We start from the raw sequence: 20,922 nt of genomic DNA on the forward strand, positions 1-20,922 counted from the left end.
CTTTCATGCGCATCTTCACCGCCTCGCTGGCGACCGAAACCAACACCTTCTCGCCGGTGCCGACCGACCGGGCGTCGTTCGAGATGGCGTTCTATGCCGGGCCGGGCAAGCATCCAGACACGCCGACCTTGTGCTCCTCGCCGATGGTCGCGCTGCGCCGGCGTGCGGCTGCCGAAGGGCTGACCGTCATCGAAGGCACCGCCACCTGGGCGGAGCCGGGCGGGCTGGTGCAGCGGCAGACCTATGAGTCGTTGCGCGACGAGATTCTCGGCCAGTTGAAGGCAGCCTTGCCGGTCGACGCCGTCATCCTCGGCCTGCACGGCGCCATGGTGGCGCAAGGCTATGACGATTGCGAAGGCGATCTGCTGGAACGGGTTCGCGCAATCGTCGGGCCCGACGTGGTGATCGCGGTCGAGCTCGACCCGCACAGTCATCTGACCCCAAAGCGCGTCGCGGCATGCAATGTCATGGCCTATTTCCTCGAATTCCCGCACACCGACTTCTATGAGCGCGGCGAACATGTCGTCGAGCTTGGATTGGCGGCGGCGCGCGACGAGATCAAGCCGGTGATCTCGACGTTCGACTGCCGCATGATCCAGGTGCTGCCGACCAGCCGCGAGCCGATGCGCTCCTTCGTCGACCGCATCAAGGCGCTGCACGGCAAGGACGGCGTGCTGTCGGTCTCGGTCATCCATGGCTTCATGGCCGCGGACGTGCCGGAAATGGGCACGCGCATCCTGGTCGTCACTGACAATGACAAGGCCAAGGGCGATGCGCTGGCGGAGAGGCTAGGGCACGAGCTTTACGCCATCCGCGAAAGGACGGCGATGACGATGCTGAACACCGAGGACGGCATCGCGCGGGCACTGGCCGTGCGCAAGGAAAATCCCGGCAAGCCGGTTGTGATTGCCGACATCTGGGACAATCCCGGCGGTGGCGTCGCCGGCGACGGTACGGTCGTGCTGCGCGCCATGCTGGAACAGGGCGTGGACAATTTTGGCGTGGCGACGATCTGGGACCCGATCGCTGTCACCTTTTGCCAGGCGGCAGGCGAAGGCGCCGTCATCGACCTGCGCTTCGGCGGCAAGGCCGGGCCGCTGGCCGGCGAACCGATCGATGCGCGCGTCAAGGTGTTGAAAGCCGTCCCCGAGGGCTGGCAGAGCTTCGGGCCGAGCCGGGTGACGCTCGGACCGACGGCGCTGGTGCGGCTCGAAGGCACCGAAATCGACATCATCCTCAACACCAACCGCACGCAGACCTTCGAGCCGGATGTCTTCTCCAACATCGGTGTCGATCCGTTGTCGAAGGACATATTGCTGATCAAGTCAACCAACCATTTCTACGCCGGCTTTGAACCGATCGCGGCGGAGATCATCTATGTCTCGGCGCCGAGCTCGTATCCGAGCAATCCGGCGGTGACGGATTACAGGAAGCTGACGCGGCCGGTGTGGCCACGGGTGGCGGATCCTTGGCGCTGGTGATCTCCCCACTTGAGGGGGAGATGTCGCCAAAGGCGACAGAGGGGGTCCTCGCGCGTGAAGCGCCGACCTTCATCTGCCGCAGGAGGTCGAGCCCAGTCGGACCGACCCCCTCTGGCCGCTTTGCGGCCATCTCCCCCTCGAGGGGGGAGATAAGGCGGCGCTATAGCAATCCCCGCTTCACCATCATCGCTTCCGGCGAAGGCATCTTGCCGCGGAACGCCGTGTACAGTTCCTCCGGATCCTTCGACCCGCCGGCGGCATAGATATTCTTCCGAAGCCGCTCCGCCAGCGCCGGGTTGAAGGGATCGCCGGTCTCCTCGAAGGCGGCGAAGGCGTCGGCGTCGAGCACTTCCGACCACATGTAGGAATAGTAGCCGGCTGAATAACCGTCGCCTGAGAAGATATGGCCGAAATGCGGGGTGCGATGACGCATGGCGATGGTGTCGGGCATATCAAGCTTTTCCAGCGTTTCGGCTTCGAAACGCAGCGGTTCCGCCGGCGCATCCGGCCGCGCGTGATACGCCATGTCGATCAGCGCCGACGCTGTGAACTCGACCGTGGCGAAACCGGCGCCGAACGTGCGGGCGGCCAGCATCTTGTCGAGCAGCGACTTCGGCATCGGCTTGCCGGTCTTAACATGCAGCGCATGCTTTTCCAGCACTGCGGGCACCGTCAGCCAGTGCTCGTAGAGCTGCGAAGGCAGTTCGACGAAATCGCGGGAAACCGAGGTGCCCGCCACCGACGGCCAGGTGACGTCGGTCAGCATGCCGTGCAAAGCATGGCCGAATTCGTGGAACAGGGTCTTGGCCTCATCGACCGACAGCAACGCCGCTTCCCCCGCCGGCGGCTTGGCGAAGTTCATGACGTTGTAGATCACCGGCTTTGAGCCATCCCCAAGCTTGTAGCCAGACTTCAGCGCGCTCATCCAGGCGCCAGAACGCTTCGAGGATCGGGCGAAATAGTCGGCGAGGAACAGGCCGCGCTCGCTGCCATCGGCGTTCTTCACCACGAAGACGCGCGCGTCGGGATGCCAGGCGGCGATGCCCTTCTTCTCCTCGAAAGTGATGCCGAACAGTTTTGTGGCGACGTCGAAGCAGGCGTCGATGATGCGGTCGAGTTGCAGATAGGGTTTCAGTTCCGCCTCGTCGAAGGCGAATTTTTCGGCGCGCAATTTCTCCTGGTAGAAGCGCCAGTCCCAGGCGGCGAATTTTTCGTTGCTGCCTGCCTTGGTCGCCAGCCGCTCCAGCTCCTTCTGGTCGGCGGCGGCCTTCTCCAGCGCTTTCTCCCAGACCGGGTCGAGGAGGTCGTGCACCGCCTTCGGCGTCTTGGCCATGGTGTCGTCGAGTTTCAGCGCGGCGAACGAGGCATAGCCTAGCAGCCTGGCCTTTTCGGCGCGCAGTTTCAGCATGTCGCGCACCACTGCGGTGTTGTCGCTGGCGCCGCCATTCTGGCCGCGCATGGTGAAAGCGCGGAAGGCGCTCTCGCGCAGGTCGCGGCGTTCGGAGAAGGTCGTGAACGGCTCATAGATAGAGCGCGACAAGGTGACTGCGTAGCGGCCTTTCTGGCCGCGCGTCTCGGCGGCTTCGGCCATCGAACTCTTCACGAAGTCCGGCAGGCCCGCAAGATCAGCCTCGTCGAGGAACAGCGCCCAGTCGCGCTCGTCGGCCAGCACGTTCTGGCCGAAGGTCGTGCCGAGCGAGGACAGCTCCTCGCTGATGTTGGCCAGCCGCTTCTTGCCGTCGGCGTCGAGTTTTGCGCCCGATCGCACAAAGCCTTTCCAGGTCTTCTCCAGCACCCGCAGCGTCTCGGCGTCGAGTTTTAGCGTCTCCCGGCGCTGGTAGAGGTCGTCGATGCGGGCAAACAGTTTCTCGTTCATCGAGATCGCCGAGAAATGCCGCGACATCTTCGGCGAGATCTCACGCTCCAGCGCCTGGATCGCATCGTTGGTGTGGGCGCCGGCCCGGCACCAGAAGATCGACGAGACATGGTCGAGCGGCTCACCGGCGAGTTCGAGGGCTGCCAGCGTATTCTCGATGGTCGGCGCATCCTTGTTGCCGGCGATCGCATCGATTTCGGCCTCATGTGCCTTCAGCGCCGCGTCGAACACCGAGGAGAAATCGTCGTCGCCGATGCTGGCAAAATCCGGCAGGCCGAGCGGCCCTTGCCATTTGGTCAGCGGATGGGCGGCGAGATCGACGGTTTTCGTGGACGGCATGGGGGATCTTTCGATGATTGGCGGAGCTTGCTGACCGATGTAGGGCGATGACTGGCGCGGCGCAACAGCGCGGCCGTTCAAGCCGCGTCAGAAGCCGTCGCAATTTTCCGCGATCGCCGCTTGCGAACTGGCGGTGATGCGGTTGCCGGTGACGGCGAACGTCTCCTGCATCAGCATGTCATTGTTGGGGAAATCATAGCAGGCGATGACAGTTGTGACGCCGGCCTCGCTCTTTTCGACGCGATGCCGGATTGCGGCGCCGGCGACCGCGCCCTTCCATTCGTCGATCGACGCGATGAACTCCTGCTTCGACTGTACGACGCCGAGATCGTCGAGCTTGATGCGGACATCGTCGGCGAGCAGGTCCGACAATTCGGTGCGATCGGCGACCAGCAGCGCCGAATACCAGCGGTCGATAATGGCGCCGTCATCGGAGCGGGCAGGGACGAGCGAAATCAGCAGCGCCGCTACGGCGAAAGCGATCGCAGGCCAAACCCGCATTCTTGCCTCCTCTTATTTGACCATGCCCTTATCCGAAAACCGGTTCCCACTTTTCGGGATCATGGGTCTACGTCAAATCCGGCCGCTCGAAGTCGCCGGTGTCCTTGTTCATCACCCAGAGCTCGCCGGTCGAGATGTCGAACCAGGCGCCATGCAGCGACAGCCGCCCCTTGCCTTCGAGGATGGAGACGCAAGGGAAGGTCCTGAGATTGGCGATCGAATAGCGGATGGAAATCCGCTCCAGCGCCGTCTGCCGTTCGGTTGTCGTCATGAACGTGCTGGACGAAACGGTTTCGGCCGCCGGCGCGATCAGGCTCATCCATTTGCCGATGAAGTCGCCGGGCGACAGCGGCGCCGAATTGGTGTCGAGCGCGGCGCGGATGCCGCCGCAGCGGCCATGGCCCATCACCACGATGTTTTTCACCTTCAGGCTCTGCACGGCGAATTCGAGCGCGGCCGAGGTCGAGTGGAACTCGCCGTCCGGCGCATAGGGCGGCACCAGATTGCCGACATTGCGCAGGACGAACAGTTCGCCCGGACCGGCGTCGAAGATCGCCTCGGGGGCAGAGCGGGAATCGCAGCAGGCAACGATCATGGTTTCGGGCGCCTGCCCCTCGCGGGCAAGCTCGCGATAGCGTCCGCTCTCGGTGAGATAGCGGCCATTCATGAAGTTGCGGTAGCCGGTCCAAAGATGTTCGGGGAGATGGGGCATGGGCTAGGGATGAAGCCTTTCGGGGTTAGCGACGGCAGCTCATTTCAAGTTAGAAAGGCTCTAACGGCAAATGCCCGTCGCGGGCAATGCCGAATTGCGGATGGCTTCGTCGCAAATCGCCATGCCGCACGCATGGCGCCGCTTGCCTCACGCCCAGATCGCCAGGGGAATGCCGAAACGGTCGGCAAGCGGCGGGTCGGGAAACGGCGTTGCCTCCCCGCCGGCAATGCGTCCGGCAATCAGCATCATCGCTGCGGCGTCGAGGAAATCGTCGGCGGCAGCACCGCGTTGCGGCGGCTGGTCAAGGAAAGCTCTGGTATAGCCGTGCCGGCAGAGCAGTGCCTTGCGTTCTTCCATCCCGGCCGGATTGACGGCGCCCTTGATCTTCTTCGGCAGCGTCATCGGTTTTTCGCCGTTCAGCCGGCAGAAGGCCACTTCGGGATGCGATTCGAAGACGCGGCGGCGCAGTTGCGGACGTGCGATCAGCAGCGCGTCGATCTCGCGTATCTTGGCAAAGATGCCGAAGGCCTGGATCGAGACGCCGCGTGGCGGATCGGAGGTCGCCTTGGCCACCTCGCTGGCGCGCCGATGTGCCTCATACCAGGCCTCGACCGTGGTGAAGCCGCTGGTGTCGGCGTAGAGGGCCGGGCGGGACGGGATAGAGAAGACGCTGGATTGCCGTGCTCCGAGCATTGGCCGTACCAAGGTCTCCGGCCCGCGCCCGCCTCTTTTCGAGACGTCCGGCAGGCCGATCGGCATGTCGACGACCACTGTCGCATCGGCGGGCAAGGCGTCGAGCAGGGTCGCAAAGCTGGGAAAGACGCGGACTGACGGCGCGGCATCCAGATCGCGGCGGACGGCGATCCAGCCGGCCTTGCAGCCGTCGACGCCGACGACCACGGTCGAGGTCACGCCCGGCGGTCCCGCCCCGGATGCGTGAGGTGGCGCAGTTGCACCATCGCCATCGGATGCGACAGGCTCTGGGCATCGGTTTCAAGCTGCAACTCGTCGCCGCCACGCTTGGCGGTTCGCGCCAGGATTTCGTAGACGGCGGCGGTGGTCGATTGCAGCGCCTTGATCGGCGGCTGCCCCGACAGGATGCGGGCGAGGTAGACGGCCGCAGTCAGGTCACCGAGGCCATTCGGCGGCTTGTCGATGAGGCGGTGTTCGGCCAGCAGCGCCTGGGTGCCGTCAAGCAGCAGATTGCCGGTGCCGCCGGTCATCATCGACTGTGCCGACGTCACCAGCATTGTTGACGGTCCGGCATGGAGGGCGGCCGAGATCACCGATTTCAGATCGGGCAAAGGCGCGCCGGCCATCCACTCCAGCTCATAGCGGTTGGGGGTGGCGATGTCGGCGATCGGCATCAGCCGGTCGCGCATCGCGGCGGCCGTCGGCTCGGGCACATAGAGCCCGCCGGAATCGCCCATCACCGGATCGCATATATAAATCGCGTCCGGCGTCTTGGCCTTGACCGCCGCAACCAGCGAGGCGACGGCCTCGGCCTGGCCGGCCTCGCCAAGATAGCCCGACAGCACCGCGCCGACCTCACCCAGCCAGGGCGCGCGCTCGAGATCGGCCATCAGCGCCTTGAACTGGTCGAGCGGCGGCACGATGCGCGTGGCGCGGCCATGGCCCGGATGCCAGGGCAAGATGACCGTCGGTACCGCCCACACGGGAAAGCCCAGCGTCTCCAGCGCAAACACGGCGGCGCGGTTACCGACCGAGCCGCGGGCGACATGGCTGGAAATGACGATGACCGCGCGCGGCGCGTCGGCTTTTTCGCGGTTCATGGAAAATCCTAGATACGGATAATTTTTCGTTGAATCGTCATCCTGATCTATCTCTTTGGTTGGAGGATGATCTCCGGACAAAACGGTTCCCGTTTGTCCGAGAAAACCGGTTCCCACTTTTCAGGATCATGCTCTAGCTGCCCCGGGAGACGTAGTACACGAGCCAGATCAAAAGGCCGAGGGCGACGATGAGCCCAAGTGCGCGACCGATGCGGGTGCCCCAGACCTCGATCGGATCGGATCGGTCGGCCTCGGCTGCGGTAACATGATCGCGGGCGCCTTTCGCTGCCCGTGACACCAGCGATGCGCCGCCAAGGCCGCCCTCGTTCGCCACGCGCTCAATAATGCGGCGCGATTCGCTGTCATCGTCGCGGCGTTCCGCCATGATCCTGTCCTGTTTGCCGGCAACCATATCGTGTTCGCGCGATCAATCACAGGGCCTCGCCGGCGCATGAATGCGCGCCAGGAATGCGCGCCAGCGGCAGACATTTTCTTGAGCGCGGATTGTGCTAATGCTTCGCATGCAACTTCTGTCGAGGGACCTCACCATGTTTGCCCAGCGCCTTGCCTTCCCTTTCCGCAGTCTGCCGGCCGTGCTGATGATGGCCGTCGTGCTGCCTCTGCTCGCCGGCTGCGGCTTCAACACCATCCCGACGGCGGAGGAAAACGCCAAGGCGGCATGGAGCGAGGTGCTGAACCAGTATCAGCGTCGGTCCGACCTCATTCCCAATCTGGTCGAGACGGTGAAGGGCTATGCCTCGCATGAAAAGGACACGCTCGATGCGGTGGTCGAAGCGCGCGCCAAGGCGACGCAGATCACGGTGACGCCGGAAACGCTGAAGGACCCCGAAGCGCTCAAGAAGTTCCAGGATGCGCAATCAGGGCTGACCAGCGCGCTGTCGCGGCTGATCGCGGTGTCGGAGGCCTATCCCGACCTCAAGGCCAACCAGAATTTCCTGGCGCTGCAGGCGCAACTCGAAGGCACCGAGAACCGTATCGCCGTGGCGCGGCGCGACTACATCCTGGCGGTCAAGGATTACAATCTGACGCTGAGGACCTTTCCGTCGGTGCTATGGGCAACCTTCTGGTTCCGCAGCAACGAGCCCTTCGCCAACTTCACCGTCGAAGAAGACAAGATGCAGCCGCCGAAGGTCGATTTCGGCACGAAGCAGGGCGGGTGATGACGTCTGGGTGAGCTTGGCCTTTGCCAGCCTTGCGTTCCTTCACACCCCCCTCTGTCCTGCCGGACATCTCCCCCTCAAGGGGGGAGATCAGCTGTCTTCTGTCCTTGCGCCAAATATCAGCGTTGCCGGCTGAGCGTCGGCAGCGAGATTGCCAATCTCCCCCCTCGAGGGGGAGATGTCCGGCAGGACAGAGGGGGACGCGAAGGAACGCCAACCTTGGTGTTCTTCTCGCCTTTCTGGCCGTCTTCCTGCCCCTCACCGCCTTCGCCGCCGACCTCCCCGCGCTGACCGGCCGCGTCGTCGACAATGCCGGGATCATCGATGCAGGCACCAAAGCCGCGCTCACCCAGAAACTCGCCGACTTCGAGACCAGAGGCTCCGACCAGATCGTCGTCGCAACCATCCCCAGCCTCGACGGCGAGGAGATTGAGCCTTACGCCAACCGGCTGTTCCGCTTCTGGAAGCTCGGCCAGGCCAAGGAAAACAACGGCGTGCTGCTGCTGGTGGCGCCGAACGACCGCAAGATGCGCATCGAGGTCGGCTATGGGCTGGAAGGCACGCTGACCGATTTGCACACCAAGCTGATCATCGAAAACGACATGGTGCCGGCGTTCCGCGCCGGCGATTTCTCCCGGGGCATTTCGAAGGCCGTCGACGACATGGTGATGGTGCTGGAAGGCAATCCGGAGGAATTGGAGGCGCGCGGCGAGCGCAACCAGAAGCCGCCCATCAATACCGACAATCTGTTCTTCGGCGTCTTCATCAGCATCTGGGCAATCATGTTCTTCGGCAGCATGGCCGCCTCCATCCTGCCGCCGATCTTTGGCAAAAAGCTCGGTCCCGGCCGCTATCGCTGGCTCGGCATGACATTCGAGCCGGGCCGGCGGTCGTCCAGCGGCGGCTGGTCTTCGGGCGGGGGCGGCTGGTCGTCGGGTTCAAGCGGTGGTGGCGGCTTTTCCGGCGGCGGCGGTTCGTCCGGCGGCGGCGGCTCCTCGGGAAGCTGGTGACGAGATGACAACACGCATCGCCAATCCCTGGCATGGCCGCTTCGCCACGATGACCGGCGCTGCCTTGCTGGTCTTGCTCGTCAGCGTCGCGGCGCTGGCAGCGGAGCTGCCCGCCCTCGCGGGACGCGTGGTAGACAATGCCGACATCATCGATGCCGCGACCGAGGCGGCGCTCACCCAAAGACTGGCCGATTTCGAGACCAAAGGCTCCGACCAGATCGTCGTCGCGACGGTTCCCAGCCTCGACGGCGAGGAGATCGAGCCTTACGCCACCCGGCTGTTCAACGCCTGGAAGCTCGGCCAGAAGGCCAAGAACAATGGCGTGCTTCTGCTGGTGGCCGTGAACGACCGCAAGATGCGCATCGAGGTCGGCTACGGGCTGGAAGCCACGCTCACCAACCAGCACGCCACACGGATCATTGAAGGCATGGTGCCGGCCTTCCGCGCCGGGGATTTCTCCGGCGGTATTTCCAAAGCGGTCGACGACATGATCATGGTGATTGAGGACAGTCATGGTGGTTGAGGGGAACTGGTGACGGCATGACAGTACGCGTCTTCAATCCGCCAAGACCTGGCCGCGCAGCCGCGACGATCGGCATCGCCCTGTTGACGATGCTCACCATGCTGTTTGTAGCCTTGGCGGCAGACCTGCCGGCACTCACCGGGCGGGTGGTCGACAATGCCGGCATTATCGACGCCGCGACCAAGGTGGCACTGACGCAGAAGCTCGCGGATTTCGAGACCAAAGGCTCCGACCAGATCGTCGTCGCCACGATCAACAGCCTCGACGGCGAGGAGATCGAGCCTTACGCCAACCGGCTGTTCCGCTTCTGGAAACTCGGTCAGGCCGGCGAAAACAACGGCGTGCTTCTGCTGGTGGCCAAGAACGACCACAAGATGCGCATCGAGGTCGGCTACGGGCTGGAAGGCACGCTTACCGACCTGCACACCAAGCTGATCATCGAAAACGACATGGTGCCGGCGTTCCGCGCCGGTGATTTCTCCGGCGGCATTTCCAAGGCCGTCGACGACATGGTCATGGTGCTGGAAGGCAATCCGGAAGAGCTGGAGGCGCGCGGCAAGCGCAACCCGGCCGACCACAGCGCGCCCATCGATCCTATAGCCGCGGTCTTCCTGATCCTGTGGGCGGCGATGTTCTTCGGCGGCCTGGCGATGGCCTTCCTGCCGCCGATCTTCGGCACCAAGCTGTCGCCGGGCGTGTACAAATGGCTGGGCATGACCTTTCGCTACGGCCAGGGGCCGAGCGGATCGTCGTCGGGCTCCAGCAGCTGGACAACAAGTTCGTCGTCGGGCAGCGGATGGTCATCGGGAAGTTCGGGCAGCAGCTGGTCTTCGGGCTCAAGCAGCGGCGGCGGGTTTTCAGGCGGCGGCGGTTCGTCCGGCGGTGGCGGGTCTTCAGGGAGCTGGTGAGAGAAGATGGCAACACGACCGATCAGCCCACAGGACCATGAGCGCATCGCCACCGCGATCCGCGCGGCCGAGGCCAAAACCGACGGCGAGATCTACTGCGTCGTTGCGCATGCCAGCGACGGCTATTTCTTTCCCGCCGCCTTCATGGCGACATCAGGCATGCTGATTGCCAGCCTCGCCGTCGCCTATGGGCTAGAAACCTGGTGGCTGTCGATCCGGCTGCCGCATTTCGTCATTGTCCAACTGCTGGCACTGGCCTCGGTGTTGGTGCTTTTGTGGGCGCAGCCTGGCTTGCGCATCCATCTGGTGCCGCGCCGGCAGCGTTATCAGGCGGCACATCACAATGCGCTCAGGCAGTTCCTCGCCCGCAATGTCCACCGCACCACGGCGCGCACCGGCGTGCTGGTCTTCGTGTCGATCGCCGAGCGTTATGCCGAAGTGGTCGCCGATTCCGGCATCGACAGCAAGGTCGGCCAGCATGTCTGGGACGGCGTGGTGCGCGATCTCCTGCAGCATGCCGGCGACGACCGGCTCGCCGACGGCTTCGTCAAGGCGATCGGGCAGGTCGGCGCGGTGCTGGCCGAGCATTTCCCGGTGACGTCGGGCGATGCCAATGAACTGGACGATCATCTCGTCGAGATCTGAAAAGCCAGCACGCGCTACCCGGACGGACGCCTGACCGCGCCGGCCGGGTGCGTTTTCCAGGCAGGCTTTGCCCATTGTCAGCAGTATCGCGATCGGCTGTGAGAAAGCGGTCGGCGGGCTGACCTCGACTCTTGCAAATGGCCGATGCGGGTTTATGGTTAACAAATCATGAATACGCTGAGCATCGACATCAGGAAAGCCGAACCGCGCGACGCTGGCGCCATTGCGGACGTGCACCAGCAGGCTTGGGAGGGCGCCTATTCCGGCATCATCCCGCATCGCTCGCTGACCTCGATGATCAACCGCCGCGGCGCCGACTGGTGGGCCAACGCCATCCGCCGCGCCGCCACCGTTCTGGTGGTCGAGATCGGCGGCACCATCGCCGGCTATGCCACGATCGGCAAGAACCGCGCCCGCGAGCTGAAGCAACAGGGCGAAATCTACGAACTTTACCTGCGTCCGGAATATCAGGGCATCGGGCTCGGCAGCCGGCTGTTCAAGGCGGCGCGGGCGCGGCTTGCCGACCACGGGCTGAAGGGAATGGTGGTGTGGGCGCTGGAAGACAACCAGAACGCACTTTCCTTCTATGCCGGCGCGGGTGGCCGTGACGTCGCCGAAGGCGTCGAGATTTTCGAGCAGAGGGCGCTCAAGAAGGTCGCCTTCGTCTGGGAATGACCGGCTTCGGTTACAAATCATCATAAACCGTGCGCTTCCGTTAGCGCTTCGCACCAATCGCCGCATTGCACCATGCCGCGCCGCCCGCTATCGATCTTGGACATCGAGAGAGGGATTTAAGCCATGCGAATCGAAGCCATTGCCATCGGAAAGAACCCGCCCGAGGACATCAACGTCATCATCGAGGTGCCGATCGGCGGCGAGCCGATCAAGTACGAGATGGACAAGGAGGCCGGCACGCTGTTCGTCGACCGTTTCCTGCACACCTCGATGCGCTACCCCGGCAATTACGGTTTCGTGCCGCACACGCTCTCGGGCGACGGCGACCCGATTGACGTTCTGGTCTGCAACACCCGCGCGCTGGTGCCGGGCTGCGTCATCAATGTGCGGCCGATCGGCGTGCTGGTGATGGAAGACAATGCCGGCCAGGACGAGAAGGTCATTGCCGTGCCGTCGCCGAAGCTGACGCTGCGCTACGAAAACGTCACCGAATACACGCAGCTGCCCGAGATCACCCGCGACCAGGTCCAGCACTTCTTCGAGCACTACAAGGATCTCGAGCCCGGCAAATGGGTCAAGATCGAAGGCTGGCACGATTCCAAATACGCCAAGAAGATGATCGTCGACGCGATCGCACGGGCGAAGGCGGCAAAGTAGCGCCGAGAGAGGCCTGCGTCTCGTTCAAGTAAGCGGCAAACGCCAGCGCGAGGCACCCCCCTCTGGCCTGCCGGCCATCTCCCCCTCAAGGGCATAGGCGCTAAGATAGCTTTGGCATGGACTGAAATTTGCGCTTTCGTGGTGGTTCGCGCCAGCGATATCGCAAGGCATGGAGATTTTGGCGCAGGGCCGCCAAGGAAGGTTGAGTAAAGATGGTCGCGATCAGAGAGGCGACGATCTGGCGGGTTGCGCGCCACAGCAGCGGGCGCCCGTCGCTCAAGGGGGAGAGACACCCAACTCCTGCGAGAGGGGTTCGGTCACAAGCGCGATGAGGAAGTGTGCAAGGATCCAAGGCTTTGCGATCCTTGGGTCCTTGGCGGGAGGAGAGCGCAGCCCGATCAGGCTCTTCAGGCGCTTGAAGGCGAGTTCGATGCGCCAGCGCATGCGGTAGAGCTTGAGGACCGTATCGGCGGGAAACTCCTCCCGGTCAAGCGAGGTCACAAGCAGGACGAAGCCGGCCGCAATCAGCGTCTGCGGTTGAACCTTGTTGCCCTTGGCCCTGGCTTCCTTGTTGATTTTGCGCCGCGCTTCTTGTGCCGCGGCCTCGGATTTGCGCAAGGCGATCAGGCGCATATTCACAGGCTCGCCCTTCTTGAGTGCCAGCCGGGCAGGCGTTTCGCAGACTTCCTCCCGGCAGTTCTCCAGGTAGCCGATGAGATCGAACGCCCTGCCGTTGGCGTCGAGCCATCGCGCGTTTTTCCACGACGCGCGCACAACAACATCGCCGCCTTGCGCCATCACCTTTGCGATCCGCTCGGCCTGCAGATAGGCGCGGTCACCGATGCGGATCTCGCCCGCCACCACCGGCACGCGGTCGATCAACTCGGCCTCGCTCTGGTCGGTGATCTCGATGAAGTCGAACTGCTCGCGCTCAAGCTCGAAGGCGCAGTGCATGCGCCAAAGACCATTGTTCTTCTTCTCATACGCACCGGCCTTGGCAACCGCTGTCGCATCGAGGATGCGGATCAGCCGGCCTTTGGCCAAACCTGCATCCTCGCGCTTCAAAAGGTGCCCAATCAACTGCTGCAGCCATGGTCCTGCATTGCGCAGCCGGCCAAGCAACGCCACGTCCGAAATGTCGGCAATCCCGCTCGCCGCCGCCCAGGCCACGACGCCCCGCATGCCAACCTTGCCAAGGCAGTAAGCCAGTGTCAGGCGCAACAGGTCGCTCGCCGACCTGACGCCGCGCGGGCGCAGGAACGCCTTCGTCTCGCGGGCGCTCTGCGTGAGCAAATCTTCGCCGCCGAGAAGCTCAATCGTCTCGGCCCAGCCGTCATCAACAAGCGATTCGTGTGTCATCGCAGTGTAGAATCACACCCGATTCCGCAGGGCAATACCTATCTTAGCGCCTATGCCCTCAAGGGGGGAGATCGGATGTCGCAACGGCTTTCGTCAATTTTCAGCGCCGAAAGAAAAAGCGCCGCCAGCGAAGCTGCCAATCTCCCCCCTTGAGGGGGAGATGCCCGGCAGGGCAGAGGGGGGTGCCTTGCACCTACGTGACTAGTTATCCACCCGACCAAACGCCGGCACGTTGCCGATGACGGTGTGCTTGTCCTTGCCACAGGCGAAACTCTTCGCCTTTTCGTCGGCCAGCTTGCGCGCCTGGTCATTGGCCTGCGGGTTGCCGGTGGCCAGCACGAGGCCGATGGTGCAGCCGTCGCGGGCTTCCATCTGGGCGACCTTGGCGACGAGCAGCACTTCGGTCGGCTTGTTCTCGTCCTCGGGATTGCTGATCGAGCGGCGGTGGATCACCGCGAAGGGAACGGCAACGTCGCCCTTGGTCTCGATGCGCCATTCGACCTTGGCGCCGGACGAGTTGAAGCCGGAAAAGCTCTCCCAGACCGAGGTCATCTCGCCGCCGGGCGGAAACCCGTAGAATAGCGATTCACGCGCATCGTCGTAGGCGATCAGCACGGGATAGCCGCGATAGCCGGAGCAGGCGAGTTCGGCCCAGTCGCCATCGCCTTCCTCGGCCTGCGCATAGGTCACGCAATCCTTTTGCGAGTCGAGGTCGGTGTAGACGCTGGATATGCCATCGGCATGGGCTGCCTGGCAGAGGGCGGCGAGGGCGAATGGAACAAGCAGCAGGGTTCGCATGCGGACTTTTCCCTTGAGGTTGGCCCCAGCCTATCGCCAAATTTGCGGCCGGCCTAGCGTGCCAATCTCAACGTTGGCGCCGCCCAAATCGCCCTGCCGGGCAATTCTCCCCCTGAACGGGAGAAAGTGGCCGGCTGCGCCGCTGGCGACAACCTTGCAACGCTGGCAATTGGCGAAATCGTGATGAGAGCGTTCCTCGCCCCATTTCCGGGAAAGGATGCCGGCAGGTGAGGGGCGGCGCCAACGTTCGAAATGTTATTTCTTCAAGCTCGCCTCGATCAGCAGGTCGGCGTTGCGGGCGACCGCTGCCGCCGGGCCTCCGAGGCCGAAGAGCTGGCCACTGATATAGGCGCCTTCGATCAACAGCAGCAGGCCGTCGCCGAGCGTGTCAGGGTCTTTAGCGCCCATCGCTGCGGCCATCGCGCGCAGGCGGTGGCGCAACTCCTGCTTGTTGGCCTCGCTGACGACGCGCGCCGGATGGCCATGTTCGGGATATTCCACCGCCGCGTTAGTCATGCCGCAGCCGCGATAGTCCGGCCTTTGCGTGCGCTTGCCGACGCGAGTCAGGAAAGCCCTGAGCTGTGCCCGTGGGTCGCCGGGATGGGCAGCCACGGCTTCGTCGAAACGCTCCCAATACTCACGGTCATATTGCCTGAGATAGGAAGCGGCGAGCTCGTCCTTGGAGGGAAAGCTGCGGTAGAGGCTGGGCTTGGTGACGCCGGCGCGCTTGACGATCTCGTCGACGCCGATCGCCCGGATGCCGCGGCGGTAGAACAGGTCGTAGGCCACGTCGAGGATTTTCTTGGCGGCCTTGGGCGGTGCGGCTGCATGACCGTCCTTGATGGTCAGTTCAATATTTTTGTCCGTTGGCATGGTATGACTCGATTGACGTGTTACCGATCGGTACGTATACATGACCTCACCCTGCAACGTACCGGTCAGTAACATGATAGCTCAATCCCGTCCCTTTGGCCAGCGCTACGCTTTCGTCGTGGTTGGCGTCATCTTCCTTTGCCTGTTGATCGCGGCCGGGCTTCGTTCCGCACCCTCGGTGATGATGCTGCCGTTGGATAAAAGCTTCGGCTGGGGGCGCGATACGGTTTCGATTGCCGCTGCGATCGGCATCTTCCTTTACGGCCTGACCGGGCCGTTTGCCGCCGCATTGATGGAGCGTATCGGCTTGCGCCGCACGCTGCTTGCCTCGCTTGTGATCATGTCGGGCTCGACCGCGCTCAGCCTACTGATGACCGAGCCCTGGCACCTGTTCCTCACCTGGGGCGTGTTTTCCGGCATCGGCTCCGGCGCGGTCGCCACCGTGCTCGGCGCCACCATCGTCAACCGCTGGTTCAAGACCAATCGCGGCTTGGTGATGGGGCTGATGTCTGCCTCCAGCGCCACCGGCCTGTTGGTGTTCCTGCCGCTGCTGGCATCGCTCGCCCAGTCGGGCGGCTGGCAGCCCGTCGCTACCGCCGTCTCGATCGCCACCGCCTGTCTTCTGCCGCTGGTCTGGCTGTTGGTTCCGGAGCGTCCCGCTTCGATCGGCATGGTGCGCTATGGCGCCGGGGCCGATGACGTGCCGCCGGTGTCGCCGGCATCGCAAGGCAATTTCCTGGCGCATACGCTCAACACGCTGCGCCGCGCCGCCGGCACCCGCGTCTTCTGGTATCTGTTCGCCACCTTCTTCATCTGCGGCTTCACCACCAACGGGCTGGTCGGCACGCATCTGATCTCCTTCTGCGGCGACATGGGCATCCCCGAGGTGCAGGCCGCGGGCCTGTTGTCGCTGATGGGCATTTTCGACCTGATCGGCACGACTTTGTCGGGTTGGCTCACCGACCGTTTCGACCCGCGCAAGCTGCTCGGCGTCTACTACGGCATTCGCGGCCTGGCGCTGATCTATCTGCCCTATTCCGGCTTCTCGGCGACCAGCCTGATCATCTTCGCCGTGCTGTACGGTCTGGACTGGATCGCCACCGTGCCGCCGACGCTCAGGCTCGCCAACGAGGCCTTCGGCGACCGCAGCGGCCCGATCGTGTTCGGCTGGATCGTCGCCGGCCATCAGGTGGGGGCCGCCACCGCCGCTGCCTTCGGCGGCACCATGCGCGAATTGCAGGGCAATTACGAACTGGCCTTCCTGATCGCCGGCTTGACGGCGATCGTGGCTGCGTGTCTGTCGCTGCTGATCAATACGAGCAGGCCGGCTTTCGATCCGGAGCCGCAAGCGGCGTAAGGCGCGGTACTAATCTCCCCCCTCAGGGGAGATGGCCGCGAAGCGGCCAGAGGGGGTCCGTGCGACCGGACTCAGCCTCTTGCGCATAGGAGGTCGGCGCTCCAAGCGAGGCGACCCCCTTCTGTCGCCTTCGGCGACATCTCCCCCCTCAAGGGCGGAGATCACCTGTCGATTGTTATCAAAGTTTCATCTTCCCGAGATGTGGCTGAAACATTGAAGCTGGAGCTTGCTGGCACCGTTCGAAGCCATCAGGAGACAGCCATGAACAAGATCTCGTTGACCCGCCGCGCTTTCGTCACCTCTGCCAGCGCCGCCGGTCTGCTCGGCGCATCGGGGCTCGCTTTGCCCTATTATTCACGCGCCAGCCAGCGCCCGGCCTTCACCCATGGCGTCCAGTCCGGCGATGTCGATGCCTCGAGCGGCATGGTGTGGACGCGCACCGACCGGCCTTCGCGCGTCATGTTCGAAGTGTCGTCGACGGAAAACTTCGCCAATGCGACGCGGCTGGCGCCGCTCGATACCTCGCCGGCCAGCGACTTCACGGTCAAGCGCCTGCTTACCGAGCTCGCCTCCGACCAGGATATCTTCTACCGGATGACTGCCGGCGACCTGTCGGATATCAACGCCGTTTCCGAACCGATCGTCGGCCGTTTCCGCACAGCACCCGCCTCGAAGCGCGACATAAAATTCGCCTGGTCGGGCGACACGGCCGGCCAGGGCTGGGGAATCGATGAGACCGGCATGAAAACCTACGCCACCATCGCCAGGCACACGCCGGATTTCTTCCTGCATTCCGGCGACACCATCTATGCCGATGGCGCCATGAAGGACGAGGTAGACCTGCCTGGCGGCGGCAAGTGGAAAAACGTCGTCCTGATCGACGGCAAGCGCAAGGTGGCCGAGACGCTGGATGAGTACCGCGACCAGTGGAAATACAACATGATGGACAAAAACGTTCTGGCCTTGAGCGCCATCTGCCCGACCTTCTACCAGTGGGACGATCACGAGGTGCTGAACAACTGGTCGGATTCGAAGAATCTCGGCGCCGACAGCCGCTACACCGAAAAATCCGTCCATGTGCTCGCGGCGCGTGCGGCGCGCGCCTTCCATGAGATGACGACGATCCGCTACGAGCCGTCCGAGCCCGGCCGCGTCTACCGCAAGATCGCGCATGGGCCGCTGCTCGACGTGTTCTTCCTCGACATGCGCTCCTATCGCGGCCCGAACGGCCCCGACATGCAGGAGGACATGACGCCGCAGTCACGCATGCTGGGCGAACAGCAGACGAAATGGCTGAAGCGCGAGCTGACGAATTCCAGGGCGACCTGGAAGATCATTGCCGCCGACATGCCGCTCGGCCTCGTCGTCTGGGACGACGGCGCCAAGAAGGTCGGCGCGGAAGCCATCAGCAATGGCGACAATGGCCTGCCCAAAGGCCGCGAGCTCGAGATCGCCGACCTGTTGCGCTACATCAAGACTGCCGGCATCACCAACACGGTCTGGTTGACCGCCGATGTCCACTACACGGCGGCGCACTATTACAACCCCGACAAGGCGCGGTTCCAGGATTTCAATCCTTTCTGGGAATTCGTCTCGGGCCCGATCCACGCCGGTACCTTCGGTCCCAATGATTTCGACATGACCTTCGGCCCGGAGCTGAAATTCATCAAGGCGCCGACCACCGAACAGGGCCAGAACCTGCCACCCTCGGCCGGCCTGCAGTTCTTTGGCCTGGTGGACATTTCAGGGGCGACAGAGCAGCTGACCGTGCGGCTGATGGATCGCGACGACATCGAGCTTTACAAGGTGACGCTCGATCCGGTGCGGTCGGCGTAAGCCTTTGGGTCGGTGCGAAGGATCGCTATGCCTGGAATGGGCAGCCGTCAGTCCGGGTAGCAAACCGTCGGAATCTTCGGCCACACCGCGCTGTCGCAGCCTGCAACCTGCTGCCTCTGCTTGAAAGAGGCGCTGACCGGGCCGGTGACCACGGGGTCGACGCCATCAGGGGCGTCGGCAAACATCTGCTCGGCCGTCCGGTCGGACGACGAAGCCGGATTGGCTTCCTTCACCGTGGCGGCCGATTGAGCGGCATTGGCCGCCAGCACGGCAGCGAATGCGACCGAAGCGATGAGGGGCCAAAATCGGTTGAGTTTGTCGGTCATGAATTTCGAACTACCCGGGCCCAGAAAGGTTCCCGCCTTGGTTAACAAAACCATCTCACACCGAGATGCTTAAGATTTGATGAGTATTTGGTGGTGCGCCTCCTCTTTCGCAATTGCGAAAAACCCTGTATGAGCCGCGCAACCGAAAGAGGCGGCGCCTTTTGGCCTGCTGCCTGCAACGCTCCCGAGACCACAAAATGAAAATTCGTAATATCGCGATCATCGCGCACGTCGACCATGGAAAAACCACCCTCGTCGACCAATTGCTGCGGCAATCCGGTTCCTTCCGCGACAATCAGCGCGTCGCCGAGCGCGCCATGGATTCCAACGACCTCGAAAAGGAACGCGGCATCACCATCCTGGCCAAGGCGACCTCGGTCGACTGGAAGGACACCCGCATCAACATCGTAGACACCCCCGGCCACGCCGATTTCGGAGGTGAGGTCGAGCGCATCCTGTCGATGGTGGATTCGGCGATCGTGCTGGTCGACGCGGCCGAAGGCCCGATGCCGCAGACCAAGTTCGTCGTCGGCAAGGCGCTCAAGGTCGGCCTGAAGCCGATCGTCGTCATCAACAAGATCGACCGTCCGGACGCCCGCCACGTCGAAGTGGTCAACGAGGTGTTCGACCTGTTTGCAGCGCTTGACGCCACCGACGAGCAGCTCGACTTCCCGATCCTCTACGGTTCTGGCCGCGATGGCTGGGTCTCGGAAAATCCGGAAGGCCCGAAGGACCAGGGCCTGGCGCCGCTGTTCGACCTCGTCATCAAGCATGTGCCGGAGCCGACCGTTCATCCCGGCCCGTTCCGCATGATTGGCACCATCCTGGAAGCCAATCCGTTCCTCGGCCGCATCATTACCGGCCGTATCGAGAGCGGCACGCTGAAGTCCAACCAGGCGGTCAAGGTGCTCCACCATGACGGCACGCAGATCGAAACCGGGCGCATCTCCAAGATCCTCGCGTTCCGTGGCCTCGAGCGCCAGCCGATCGAAGAGGCGCAGGCGGGTGACATCGTCGCCATTGCCGGCCTGTCCAAAGGCACCGTCGCCGACACGTTCTGCGACCTGGCGGTGACCGAGGCGTTGCATGCGCAACCGATCGATCCGCCAACCGTGACCATGTCTTTCCTGGTCAACGATTCGCCGCTCGCCGGCACTGAAGGCGACAAGGTGACCAGCCGCGTCATCCGCGACCGCCTGCTGCGCGAAGCCGAAGGCAATGTCGCGCTCAAGATCGAGGAATCGCCCGACAAGGATTCGTTCTTCGTTTCCGGCCGCGGCGAATTGCAGCTGGCCGTGCTGATCGAGACGATGCGCCGCGAAGGCTTTGAAATCGCCGTGTCGCGTCCGCGCGTCGTCATGCAGAAGGGCGAGAACGGTGAATTGCTGGAGCCGGTCGAGGAAGTCGTCATCGACGTCGACGAGGAGCACGCCGGCATCGTCGTGCAGAAGATGTCGGAGCGCAAGGCCGAGATGGTCGAGCTGCGGCCTTCGGGCGGCAACCGTCAGCGCATCGTCTTCCACGCGCCGACGCGCGGACTGATCGGCTACCAGTCGGAACTGTTGACCGACACGCGCGGCACCGCCGTGATGAACCGGCTGTTCCACGCCTACCAGCCCTACAAGGGCGAACTGCCGGGCCGCACCAACGGCGTGCTGATCTCCAACGAACAGGGCGAGGCAGTGGCCTATGCCATGTGGAACCTCGAAGACCGCGGCCCGATGGTCATCGACCCGGGCGTCAAGGTCTATCAGGGCATGATCATCGGCATCCATAGCCGTGACAACGACCTCGAAGTGAACGTGCTGAAGGGCAAGAAGCTGACCAACATCCGCGCCGCCGGCAAGGACGAGGCGGTGAAGCTGACGCCGCCGATCCGCATGACGCTGGAGCGCGCGCTGGCCTGGATCCAGGACGACGAGCTGGTCGAGGTGACGCCGAAGACCATCCGCCTGCGCAAGCTCTATCTCGACCCGAACGAGCGCAAGCGCTTCGAGAAGTCGGCCAAGGTTGTGGGCGCGGCGTAATCGTCTGATTGTCTAAATTCGAGAGGGGCGAAGCACCGGTGCTTC

20 protein-coding genes and 1 pseudogene are annotated in these 20,922 nt (G+C 63.6%); 11 read left to right on the forward strand and 10 right to left on the reverse strand.

Features of this window, described 5'->3' with window-relative positions; all coding sequences use genetic code 11:
• The first annotated feature begins 5 nt into the window (after positions 1-5).
• Positions 6-1,481, forward strand: a complete 1,476-nt coding sequence (locus NLY43_RS20015; RefSeq protein ID WP_023688837.1) for a M81 family metallopeptidase — start codon at positions 6-8, stop codon at positions 1,479-1,481.
• Positions 1,482-1,641: 160 nt separating this feature from the next.
• Here the strand turns inward: NLY43_RS20015 and NLY43_RS20020 are convergent, their stop codons facing one another.
• The 6 genes from NLY43_RS20020 to NLY43_RS20045 form a co-directional block, all read right to left on the reverse strand.
• On the reverse strand, positions 1,642-3,696 hold the full coding sequence (locus NLY43_RS20020) for a M3 family metallopeptidase (protein WP_023710173.1): 2,055 nt from the start codon (positions 3,694-3,696) through the stop codon (positions 1,642-1,644).
• Between the two features lie 87 nt (positions 3,697-3,783).
• Positions 3,784-4,197 (reverse strand): hypothetical protein, encoded by a 414-nt coding sequence (locus NLY43_RS20025; RefSeq protein ID WP_023688839.1) that lies wholly within the window; start codon positions 4,195-4,197, stop codon positions 3,784-3,786.
• Positions 4,198-4,264: 67 nt separating this feature from the next.
• Complete coding sequence (locus NLY43_RS20030) at positions 4,265-4,909, reverse strand: carbonic anhydrase (RefSeq protein WP_023668613.1); 645 nt, start codon at positions 4,907-4,909, stop codon at positions 4,265-4,267.
• A gap of 147 nt (positions 4,910-5,056) precedes the next feature.
• Positions 5,057-5,821 carry a DUF429 domain-containing protein gene (locus tag NLY43_RS20035; RefSeq protein WP_023693218.1) on the reverse strand — a complete coding sequence of 255 codons (765 nt, stop codon included), beginning with the start codon at positions 5,819-5,821 and terminating at the stop codon, positions 5,057-5,059.
• Positions 5,818-6,702: a pyridoxal kinase PdxY gene (pdxY, locus tag NLY43_RS20040; RefSeq protein ID WP_023688841.1), complete on the reverse strand. Its 885-nt coding sequence runs from the start codon at positions 6,700-6,702 to the stop codon at positions 5,818-5,820. The genes NLY43_RS20035 and pdxY overlap by 4 nt, the downstream gene beginning before the upstream one ends.
• Before the next feature lie 133 nt (positions 6,703-6,835).
• A complete protein-coding gene (locus NLY43_RS20045) occupies positions 6,836-7,087 on the reverse strand; it encodes a hypothetical protein (protein ID WP_023681435.1) in 252 nt (83 codons plus the stop codon).
• A gap of 163 nt (positions 7,088-7,250) precedes the next feature.
• On the opposite strand from NLY43_RS20045, the gene NLY43_RS20050 reads away from it, so the two are divergent.
• The 7 genes and pseudogenes from NLY43_RS20050 to ppa all read left to right on the forward strand — a co-directional run bounded on the left by NLY43_RS20050 (position 7,251) and on the right by ppa (position 12,301).
• Entirely contained in the window at positions 7,251-7,883 is a 633-nt protein-coding gene (locus NLY43_RS20050) for a LemA family protein (protein ID WP_023681434.1), read from the forward strand.
• Between the two features lie 239 nt (positions 7,884-8,122).
• Positions 8,123-8,893, forward strand: a complete 771-nt coding sequence (locus NLY43_RS20055) for a TPM domain-containing protein (RefSeq protein ID WP_198025521.1) — start codon at positions 8,123-8,125, stop codon at positions 8,891-8,893.
• A gap of 49 nt (positions 8,894-8,942) precedes the next feature.
• Positions 8,943-9,398, forward strand: a pseudogene (locus NLY43_RS20060) (TPM domain-containing protein); the annotation flags it as partial.
• Positions 9,399-9,433: 35 nt separating this feature from the next.
• Positions 9,434-10,324 (forward strand): TPM domain-containing protein, encoded by an 891-nt coding sequence (locus NLY43_RS20065; RefSeq protein ID WP_023710171.1) that lies wholly within the window; start codon positions 9,434-9,436, stop codon positions 10,322-10,324.
• Between the two features lie 6 nt (positions 10,325-10,330).
• Positions 10,331-10,969 (forward strand): TPM domain-containing protein, encoded by a 639-nt coding sequence (locus tag NLY43_RS20070; RefSeq protein ID WP_023710170.1) that lies wholly within the window; start codon positions 10,331-10,333, stop codon positions 10,967-10,969.
• 168 nt (positions 10,970-11,137) lie between these two features.
• Positions 11,138-11,644 carry a GNAT family N-acetyltransferase gene (locus NLY43_RS20075; protein WP_023668622.1) on the forward strand — a complete coding sequence of 169 codons (507 nt, stop codon included), beginning with the start codon at positions 11,138-11,140 and terminating at the stop codon, positions 11,642-11,644.
• Positions 11,645-11,767: 123 nt separating this feature from the next.
• Positions 11,768-12,301, forward strand: coding sequence for an inorganic diphosphatase (gene ppa / locus NLY43_RS20080; RefSeq protein WP_023668623.1), 534 nt, complete (start codon positions 11,768-11,770; stop codon positions 12,299-12,301).
• Between the two features lie 276 nt (positions 12,302-12,577).
• Here ppa and NLY43_RS20085 read toward each other — a convergent pair whose 3' ends face one another.
• From NLY43_RS20085 to NLY43_RS20095, 3 genes are all read right to left on the reverse strand, one after another.
• Positions 12,578-13,660 carry a transposase gene (locus NLY43_RS20085; RefSeq protein WP_286458476.1) on the reverse strand — a complete coding sequence of 361 codons (1,083 nt, stop codon included), beginning with the start codon at positions 13,658-13,660 and terminating at the stop codon, positions 12,578-12,580.
• A 201-nt stretch (positions 13,661-13,861) separates the two neighbouring features.
• A complete protein-coding gene (locus tag NLY43_RS20090) occupies positions 13,862-14,458 on the reverse strand; it encodes a hypothetical protein (RefSeq protein ID WP_023712049.1) in 597 nt (198 codons plus the stop codon).
• A gap of 255 nt (positions 14,459-14,713) precedes the next feature.
• Positions 14,714-15,331, reverse strand: coding sequence for a TetR/AcrR family transcriptional regulator (locus NLY43_RS20095; RefSeq protein WP_023698744.1), 618 nt, complete (start codon positions 15,329-15,331; stop codon positions 14,714-14,716).
• 73 nt (positions 15,332-15,404) lie between these two features.
• Between NLY43_RS20095 and NLY43_RS20100 the strand changes: the two genes are divergently transcribed.
• Positions 15,405-16,688 (forward strand): MFS transporter, encoded by a 1,284-nt coding sequence (locus NLY43_RS20100; protein ID WP_031199478.1) that lies wholly within the window; start codon positions 15,405-15,407, stop codon positions 16,686-16,688.
• A gap of 261 nt (positions 16,689-16,949) precedes the next feature.
• Positions 16,950-18,524 carry an alkaline phosphatase D family protein gene (locus tag NLY43_RS20105; protein ID WP_023712047.1) on the forward strand — a complete coding sequence of 525 codons (1,575 nt, stop codon included), beginning with the start codon at positions 16,950-16,952 and terminating at the stop codon, positions 18,522-18,524.
• 47 nt (positions 18,525-18,571) lie between these two features.
• Here the strand turns inward: NLY43_RS20105 and NLY43_RS20110 are convergent, their stop codons facing one another.
• Entirely contained in the window at positions 18,572-18,850 is a 279-nt protein-coding gene (locus tag NLY43_RS20110; RefSeq protein ID WP_023753187.1) for a hypothetical protein, read from the reverse strand.
• Between the two features lie 197 nt (positions 18,851-19,047).
• Here NLY43_RS20110 and typA point away from each other — a divergent pair, with 197 nt between their 5' ends.
• Positions 19,048-20,877: a translational GTPase TypA gene (typA, locus tag NLY43_RS20115; protein ID WP_023681424.1), complete on the forward strand. Its 1,830-nt coding sequence runs from the start codon at positions 19,048-19,050 to the stop codon at positions 20,875-20,877.
• Positions 20,878-20,922: the final 45 nt, after the last annotated feature.

Origin of the sequence: Mesorhizobium sp. C416B, assembly GCF_030323165.1 — a bacterium.
Lineage (GTDB): Bacteria > Pseudomonadota > Alphaproteobacteria > Rhizobiales > Rhizobiaceae > Mesorhizobium.